The organism is Mesorhizobium sp. M0019 (assembly GCF_040323975.1).
Lineage (GTDB): Bacteria > Pseudomonadota > Alphaproteobacteria > Rhizobiales > Rhizobiaceae > Mesorhizobium.
In genome coordinates this window covers 67063-75086 of the sequence record NZ_JAMYVK010000036.1, presented here as the reverse complement: position 1 = coordinate 75086, position 8024 = coordinate 67063, and the positions used below count along the sequence as shown (strand labels likewise).

Annotated in this window: 6 protein-coding genes and 1 tRNA gene; 2 read left to right on the top strand and 5 right to left on the bottom strand. The window is 58.9% G+C overall.

The window, feature by feature from the left end; all coding sequences use genetic code 11:
- Positions 1-115: 115 nt before the first annotated feature.
- The 4 genes from NKK47_RS23840 to NKK47_RS23825 all read right to left on the bottom strand — a co-directional run bounded on the left by NKK47_RS23840 (position 116) and on the right by NKK47_RS23825 (position 3284).
- Positions 116-1177 (bottom strand): tyrosine-type recombinase/integrase, encoded by a 1062-nt coding sequence (locus NKK47_RS23840; RefSeq protein ID WP_352454365.1) that lies wholly within the window; start codon positions 1175-1177, stop codon positions 116-118.
- A gap of 238 nt (positions 1178-1415) precedes the next feature.
- Positions 1416-2615 (bottom strand): porin, encoded by a 1200-nt coding sequence (locus NKK47_RS23835; RefSeq protein ID WP_352454364.1) that lies wholly within the window; start codon positions 2613-2615, stop codon positions 1416-1418.
- Between the two features lie 97 nt (positions 2616-2712).
- Positions 2713-2964, bottom strand: coding sequence for a GIY-YIG nuclease family protein (locus NKK47_RS23830; RefSeq protein ID WP_352454363.1), 252 nt, complete (start codon positions 2962-2964; stop codon positions 2713-2715).
- A 229-nt stretch (positions 2965-3193) separates the two neighbouring features.
- A tRNA-Ser gene (locus tag NKK47_RS23825) sits at positions 3194-3284 on the bottom strand.
- Positions 3285-3734: 450 nt separating this feature from the next.
- On the opposite strand from NKK47_RS23825, the gene NKK47_RS23820 reads away from it, so the two are divergent.
- Positions 3735-4886 (top strand): porin, encoded by a 1152-nt coding sequence (locus NKK47_RS23820; RefSeq protein ID WP_352578444.1) that lies wholly within the window; start codon positions 3735-3737, stop codon positions 4884-4886.
- A 242-nt stretch (positions 4887-5128) separates the two neighbouring features.
- On the opposite strand, the gene NKK47_RS23815 is transcribed toward NKK47_RS23820, so the two are convergent.
- On the bottom strand, positions 5129-6781 hold the full coding sequence (locus NKK47_RS23815; protein WP_352578452.1) for a tetratricopeptide repeat-containing sulfotransferase family protein: 1653 nt from the start codon (positions 6779-6781) through the stop codon (positions 5129-5131).
- 120 nt (positions 6782-6901) lie between these two features.
- On the opposite strand from NKK47_RS23815, the gene NKK47_RS23810 reads away from it, so the two are divergent.
- Positions 6902-8008, top strand: coding sequence for a pyridoxal phosphate-dependent aminotransferase (locus NKK47_RS23810; protein ID WP_352578443.1), 1107 nt, complete (start codon positions 6902-6904; stop codon positions 8006-8008).
- Positions 8009-8024: the final 16 nt, after the last annotated feature.

The window sequence follows — 8024 nt, the reverse complement described above, 5'->3', positions numbered from 1 at the left end:
ATCGCCGAGGGCTTCGCTCTTGCAAATCCAAACTAATCCCCGCCAAATCAGATGTGTGCGCACGCTAGCCCCTTGTGGGAGAAGGGAGAGCCGTACGCGAGCCAGATGAGCGACACTACCGGGATTTTGCCCTTTTCACCACGGTTTTCGGAGACTTTTCGCTCTTAGCCGGCTTATTCTTCTGCTCATCCATCGCTGAATGAGAAGACAAAGCGCTTGCACCGCCGATGTCCGAGCCACCGGACCGAGGCGTTTCCAGCACGGTGACGCAGCCGTCGAGATCGTTGGTGGCCAGATGGGCGTAGCGCATGGTCATCGACAGCGTCTGGTGACCGAGCCACATCTGCACGCGCCTGATGTCGATGCCGCCCTGGACGAGACGCGAGGCACAAGTATGGCGCAATATGTGCGGCACGACCTGATCGTCGGCGCCAAGCCCGACCTCGGCCTTGGCATCGTTCCAGATGGCACGAAACTGCGCCTGACTGAGCTTGGTGAACGGACCTTTGGGCCGGCGGCCCTCGGTGGCCGGCAGCTTGATCACCTCTTTTACCCGCTCGGTCATCGGGATGGTACGGCTGCGGCCGGATTTGGTGATCCAGAAACTGACGCGGTGCTCCTGGATATCGTTCCAGATCAAGCCCAGCGCTTCGCCGAGACGGCAGCCGGTGTCGACGAGAAAGACGGAAAGCCGATAAGCGTCCTCGCTGCGGCTCTTGATGGCGGCGAACAGCCTGGCCTCCTCGTCTCTTTCGAGGAAACGAATCCGTCCCGCCCGCTCTTTCTGGCGGCGGAACTCGGGCAGGCTGTGGATATCCCCCATCTTGTGAGCCTTGCGCAGCAGTTTGCTGAGGGCAGCCATCTTCCGGTTGATGGTTGCGTTGCTGTTGCCGCGCTGGCGCAAGGTGCCGATAAGGTTGTCGAGGGTGCTTTGGTCAAAGGCACTGAAACGCTCCCCTAGGAGGATCTCGTCTATTTCGCCGATGAAAGAGCTGACATTGTATTTGTGCCGCCCGTCATCCCAAAGTATGTCCCGGTATGCTGAAAAAAGTTCTCCAATCCTATGCGACTTTACTTCTCGTATCTTGTTATAACTGTATTTTATCTTTGCAGTTTGAGAAGAAAATATCGAAAAATGATCAGAGGTCCCTCCCTCTTGAATCGCATCGTTCGTCATTATTCGCCACACCCCCGAGTGGATAGGCCTAGACCTACCTGCTTGGCGGTGCCCTTTCAAGAGTTTTAAGCGTTGCGGCCGATTTCATCCACCAGTGGCGGATCCCAACGACATCGTTCCACAACCCTGTTCAGCTACCGAACCCCCTTTTCCTTCTGTTTGCTACCAGTCGCGAAAACAAAAACAGCCCGGGCGTTAAAGCGCCCGGGCTGGATTTCACTTGCCTTAAGTCCAGCCCTTAGAAAGAGCGCTGGAAGCGGAGGATGCCGCCGACGGCGTCTTTCTTGCCATCCGGGATGCCAGTCCAGTTATAGCGATAGCCACCGAAGTCGTTGGTAAAATGATTGCTGTTGTGGGCATAGTCGACTTCGGCCGTGATCGTGAAGCCGGGAACGATGTCATAGGCGATGTTAGCCGCGACACCAGCTTCCTGCGCATCGTCGTACGACGCCTGGAGGTTGAACGAGGTCTTCTCGTTGATCGTGTAGGTGCCACCACCCCAAACTGCCCAGTTGCCGCCCCACTGCTTGTAGTAGTTGCGCGGCAGATTGTCGTCCGAACCATAGCCGGCCATGATGAACAGCGACAGGTTCTGCATCGGGGTTATGTCCAAGCGGACCTTGCCGGCCCATTCTTCCGCACTGCTGTCATAGGCAGCAACACCGGTGATCGAGCCCCAGCCCTGCGTCCACTTCAGACCGCCAACTACATAGGGAACGTAGCTGTCGATCGAATCCGAACCGCCGCCAGTGGCGTCGGCCGCACCCACAGCGGGGGTGTAATTATTACCTTCACCGGTTTCCAGCGAAGCCACGGCCGAAAAACCGTTGCCGGCGTCGAAATAGTACTGGACCACGTTGGAGTCGAAGCCGCCGTATGGGACGATCGTATCCTGGATGACATTGCCGGCGTAGCCGCTGAACGTGTTGAACGCCGATTCGTCTTTACCGACGCGCAAACCACCGAGCTGGATCCAGGCGAAGTTCAGCGAAACGCCCTGGCTGCCAAAGGCAGAATAGCCAGGGTCGCCATCGGGTATGTACGGGCCGTCGGCGTGACCCGATCCCCAGTTGAAGCGGGTTTCGGTGTAGGTCTTCAAGGTGCCCATCTCGGTCTCTTGACCGGTCCAGGTCCTCAGCGTGAAGCGGGCACGCTTGTAATAGCCGTCATTGACATCGTCGGGATCCAGAAGATCATTGTACCTCTCACCGTCGAACGAGCCTTGGTCGCCGGCAGAGATGTCGTAGCGGACATAGCCGCCGATGCGCAGGCAGATTTCGGTGCCGGGGATGTAGTAGTAGCCAGCGCCGTAGACGTCGCAGATCTTGACGTATTCAGCGGGTTCCGGCTCGGCGACGACGACGGCGTCGGCGGCGCGCGCACCGGAAACTGCGATCAGTGCCGCAGCGGAGCCGAGAAGCAGGCTCTTGATGTTCATTTTCTGACCTCCAGTCAGAATCGGGACGGAGGTCGGCGAAAAGCAGCTCGTTGGGTTCGTTTTTATTTATATTTCAAATAGATAGGCCCTAAGGCCGTCAGTGAGGCCCTGTCGGCCAAAAACGTTTACTCGCAAAGGCCTTGCCCGAACCGGTCTTGAAATATCGCTCGAGTTGCCGTGCGTTGGCCTCGGTTTCAACCCCGATGTAGGCCTTCAAGATTACAGGCAGATAAGCCTTAGTCGAAGTCACATAGCCTGATCGGTGCGAATCAAAACGGCGTCGAAGATCGTTGGTCGATCCGACATAGACATCGCCGTTACGGAGTTGCAGAAAATAGACGTACCACATGGTCCCCCTACGCTACTTCGTAGCTTCGGGCGACACGCTACGCCCAAAATGCGGCTTCGGGTGGCCTGCCACCCGAAGCCCGCAGGTACGGAGTTGCAGAAAATAACGGAGTTGCAGAAAATAGACGTACCACATGGTCCCCCTACGCTACTTCGTAGCTTCGGGCGACACCCCACGCCCAAAATGCGGTTTCGGGTGGCCTGCCACCCGAAGCCCGCAGGGCGTAGGGTGGCGGAGAGGATGGGATTCGAACCCACGAGAAGCTTTTGACCTCTACTCCCTTAGCAGGGGAGCGCCTTCGACCACTCGGCCACCTCTCCGTTGCGCCGGTGGATAAAGAAAAGCGTCGGCACAATCAACAAGCCGGCGCTATTATCCGTAAAAAATCGGGCTTCCGCCAAAGCGCCGCCCTGGCTGTGCGGCGATTCTGCGGCAATTCCCCGCTTGGCGACTCGGGCCATGGTCACATTTCGGGCAGATCATCGCCGGAATCCGCCGTTTGCAACGGCTTGCGGAGGGCTATTGGTTAATGGGAGCTTTCGGAGTGAGGCCAAATCGTGTCATTTGTGCAACAACGCCAGGCGATAGCGCCACCACAAACCTTTTGCCGGTACGATCGTGGTTGAACGCCGCCGCCTCATGGGTAATGTCGGGTTTGAAGGAGCGGCGCGGTGCGCATCTTTTTCGGTAGTGGGGATGGGGCAGGGAACGCTGTCCTTCAGCAAAGAATACCCAGACCCGTTTTTTAACTTTTGACTGGAGGTCAGAAAATGAACATCAAGAGCCTTCTTCTCGGCTCCGCTGCGGCACTGATCGCAGTTTCCGGTGCGCGCGCCGCCGACGCCGTCGTCGTCGCCGAGCCGGAACCCGCCGAATACGTCAAGATTTGCGACGTCTACGGCGCCGGCTACTTCTACATTCCCGGCACGGAGACCTGCCTGCGCATCGGCGGCTATGTCCGCTATGACATCGGCATCGGTGACGTCGGCTCATTCGACGGTGCAAAGACCACCGATCAGCAGGACGGCGACTCGCAGGATACCTACTACAAGCACGCCCGCTTCACGCTGAAGACCTGGACCGGTCAAGAGACTGAGATGGGCACCTTGAAGACCTACACCGAAACCCGCTTCAACTGGGGTAACCACAACGATTACCTCGACGACAACTATAATGGCGGCACAAGTGTTTCGCTGAACTTCGCCTGGATCCAGCTCGGTGGTTTGCGCGTCGGTAAAGACGAATCGGCCTTCGACACGTTCATCGGCTACGCCGGCAACGTCATCCAGGATACGCTGGTTCCCTATGGCGGCTTCGACACCAATGTCGTCCAGTACTATTTCGACGCCGGCAACGGCTTCTCGGCCGTGGCTTCGTTGGAAACCGGTTCGGGCAGTGCCGCTGCGGCTCCTGGCGTTTTCCAGGACAGCAACAGCGGCAATGATTCCATCGACAGCTATGTTCCGTATGTCGTCGGCGGTATCAAATACACACAGGGCTGGGGCTCGATCACCGGCGTCGCCGCCTATGACAGCACCTGGGAAGAGTGGGCCGGCAAGGTTCGCCTCGATGTTACGCCGATACAGAACCTGACGCTGTTCATCATGGCCGGCTACGGCTCTGACGACAACATCGACCGCAACTTCTACAAGCAATGGGGTGGTAACTGGGCCGTCTGGGGTGGTGGCACCTACACTATCAACGAGAAGACCTCGTTCAACCTCCAGGCGTCGGTTGACGACGACAAGAACTACGGCGTCGCCGCGAACGTCGCCTATGATATCGTTCCCGGCTTCACGATCACTGCCGAAGTCGATTGGGCCCACGACGGTCAGTTTGACAAAGCCTATGATCGCAACTGGACCAATGCCGACGACAAGGACAGCATCGGCGGCATGCTCCGCTTCCAGCGCTCGTTCTAACAGGCAAGTCTGACTGAAATCGAACCCGGCGGGCAACCGCCGGGTTTTTCGTGTCAGCTATCAACTCTCGATACATGAATGCAGGTTGCTGCTGAACATCGATCGCAGGACTGGTCGATTGCAATGCTCGCTACGGGCGCTTGTCCGGAGGCGCAAAAGAAAAGAAATGCTCGATCTGAAGCGCTGGCCCGCAGGATCAATCGGACAGCAACGACCGACCTCGGCCTATCGAACGCACTTCTTCAAAGTTCGGCCAGGTCGCCCAAGGCATCAATCAGCGGCTGGATCTTGTTCTCATAATTTTTCCAGCGCTTGACGGACGAGTTGTAGATCGGTTGCCGAACCTGCCAGCGGCTCGGGGTATTGACCGACCTGTCCTTCTCGAAAAAGCGCAGGCAGGCATCGTCCCAGGGCAACCCCAGATGATCGATGAGACGGCGCGATTGCGCCTCCTGATCCGCAACCAGCATCTCGTAGCTGCTTTCGAGAATACGTCCTGGAAAAATCCTGTCCCAGTGTCGCATCAAGCGGTCATATTCACGGTAGTACAGCCCCAATGTCTCCAAGTCGGCGTTATAACTGTGCGTCTCCGTGAAGTTCAGAGCAAAGCACGAGAGGCAATTGTCGATGGCATCGCGACGGCAATGAATGATGCGGGCATTGGGAAACAGAATGCCGATGAGACCGATAAGCTCGAAATTATGAGGTCTCTTGTCGATTATGCGAAGCGCGGCCGGAGCTCGCTCCCGCAGGTAAGCCAAATGTTCTTCCGCCAGCATCTTGGCCAGGTCTGCGGTTAGCGTCGTGAGCGATTTCTGTAACGCTGCGGCCGAGCGACTTTTGAAACCGAGTCCATTCGCGGCTCGCCGCAGCTTGTTAAGTTCGCCTGCACCGTGAACGTCCGGATGGCTGGCGCATATCTGCTCAGTCAGAGTCGTCCCTGAACGCGGCATGCCGACTATGAACACAGGCACGTCCGAGGGGTTTCCATGACCGGCCTTGGCTGCCAGCATCTCCGGAGTGAAGAAGTCGATTATCGAATCGACCCAGCGCCGATAAGATTCGAGGTCGAAATCGTAGCCAGCTACCTTTTTCGCCTTTTGGAAGTGATCCATCGCCTCTTCATAGCGCCGAATGTCGTTCAGCACTTTGCCGGCGGCGTGATGGAGCAGCTGCGCGACTTCTGAGGGAAGCTTCGGGTTGGCAAGTTCGGATAAAATATATCCAAGTTCGGCAGGTTCATCAGCGAATTTGCGAGTGTGCACCAGATCGTTGTAGGCCTCGCCCAGATCGAGCCGACGCTCGATCGCCTCCTTCAGATAGGCCGTGGCCTCATCCATGCGGCCGAGGCTGGTGAGCACCCTGGCCAGACCGGTTCTGACCTGCGCATAATTCCTGTCGACCTTGAGCGCCTTCTCGTAAAACGGCAAAGCTATGTCGGCCTCGTCAAGCTCGACATAGGCACGCCCCAACAGGCAAAGCGCTTGCACCAGGTCTGGCTTCAATTCGCAGGCGTGCTGCAAGTGTCTGATGGCGGGCATTTGTTCGCCGACCTTCAGATAGGCCTCGCCCAGACTGAGATGGAAATAAGGATTTCTGGGCGCCTCGCCGACCGCCCGCGCGAAATATTCTAAGGCCAACTCATCGTCGACACCGAGCCCCAACGTGCCGAGGATGTAGAACGAAAGCGGGTGGTTGGGCGTCCGGGCGAGAACGCGATGGCATAATTCCTCCGCCTCCGGGAGCCGCTTGGCTTGCTGAAGTTCGAGCGCCTGTCGCAACAGCATGTCGTCAGCTTGCGCGCTCGACGGCGGTTTCGCTTTCGGCGGCTGCACTTTCGGCGCCGGGCGGGACTTTATGTGTTTGGACCAAGCGGGCGGCAGTCGGTTGCTCATCATGTCTCGCTAGCAAAATGATCCGGGAGAATCCAGCCTGACGTGCCCGCCTGCCGCGGAACTTGCGCAGGCCAAGCCAGCAGGCTAGCAAGAAGGCCCCTTTTCGAACGAGCCTTTGCCATGCGCCCTCCCCTTACGCCGCTCATCGACGCGCTTCCCGCCACGGTACCGTTTGTCGGCCCGGAGGCGCAGGAGCGTGATCGCGGTCGCGCCTTTCGCGCCCGCATCGGCGCCAATGAGAGCAGCTTTGGCCCTTCCCCGCGCGTCATTGCCCGTATGGCCGAGATTGCCGGCGACATGTGGATGTACTGCGACCCTGACAATCACGATTTGAAGGTAGCCGTGGCCCGGCATCTCGGTGTCGGCGCCGAAAACGTCGTCGTCGGCGAAGGCATAGACGGGCTGCTCAGCCTGGTTGCGCGCATGTATGTGGCGCCGGGCGATGCGGTGGTGACCTCGCTCGGCGCCTATCCGACCTTCAACTTTCATGTTGCCGGCGTCGGCGGCCGGCTGGTCGCAGTGCCCTACGAGAACGATCGGGAAAACCTCGACGGCCTGCTGGCAGCAGTGGCCAGGGAAAAGGCGCCACTGGTCTACCTGTCCAATCCGGACAATCCGATGGGCAGCTGGTGGGAAGCCGCCGAGCTCAGCCGATTCATCGAAGCCTTGCCGGAGACCACAATGCTGGTGCTCGACGAAGCCTATGGCGAATTAGGGCCAGCCTCAGCGCTGCCGCCGATCGATGTGGCGCGGCCGAACGTCATCCGCATGCGCACCTTCTCCAAGGCCTATGGGCTGGCCGGCATACGCTGCGGCTATGCGGTGGCCGAGGCCCAGGTGATTCGGGACTTCGAGAAGATCCGCAACCACTATGGCGTCAGCCGCATGGCGCAGATCGCCGGTGTCGAGGCGCTTGCCGATCAGGCCTGGCTGGATAGCGTGGTGGCGCGGGTCGCCGCCGGCCGCCGGCGTATCGCCGCAATAGCCGAAGCGAACGGGCTGAAGCCGCTGGCTTCGGCGACCAATTTCGTCACCATCGACTGCGGCCGCGACGGCGCTTTCGCACTGAAAGTGCTGCAGGCGCTGTTGTCACGCGACGTCTTCATCCGCAAGCCGATGGTGCCGGTTCTCGACCGCTGCATCCGGGTCAGTGTCGGCCTCGACCAGGAGCTCGACATCTTTGCCGAGGAACTGCCTGGCGCACTGGCGGCAGCGCGGGGGAACTGAAGAGCGCAACGCCGGG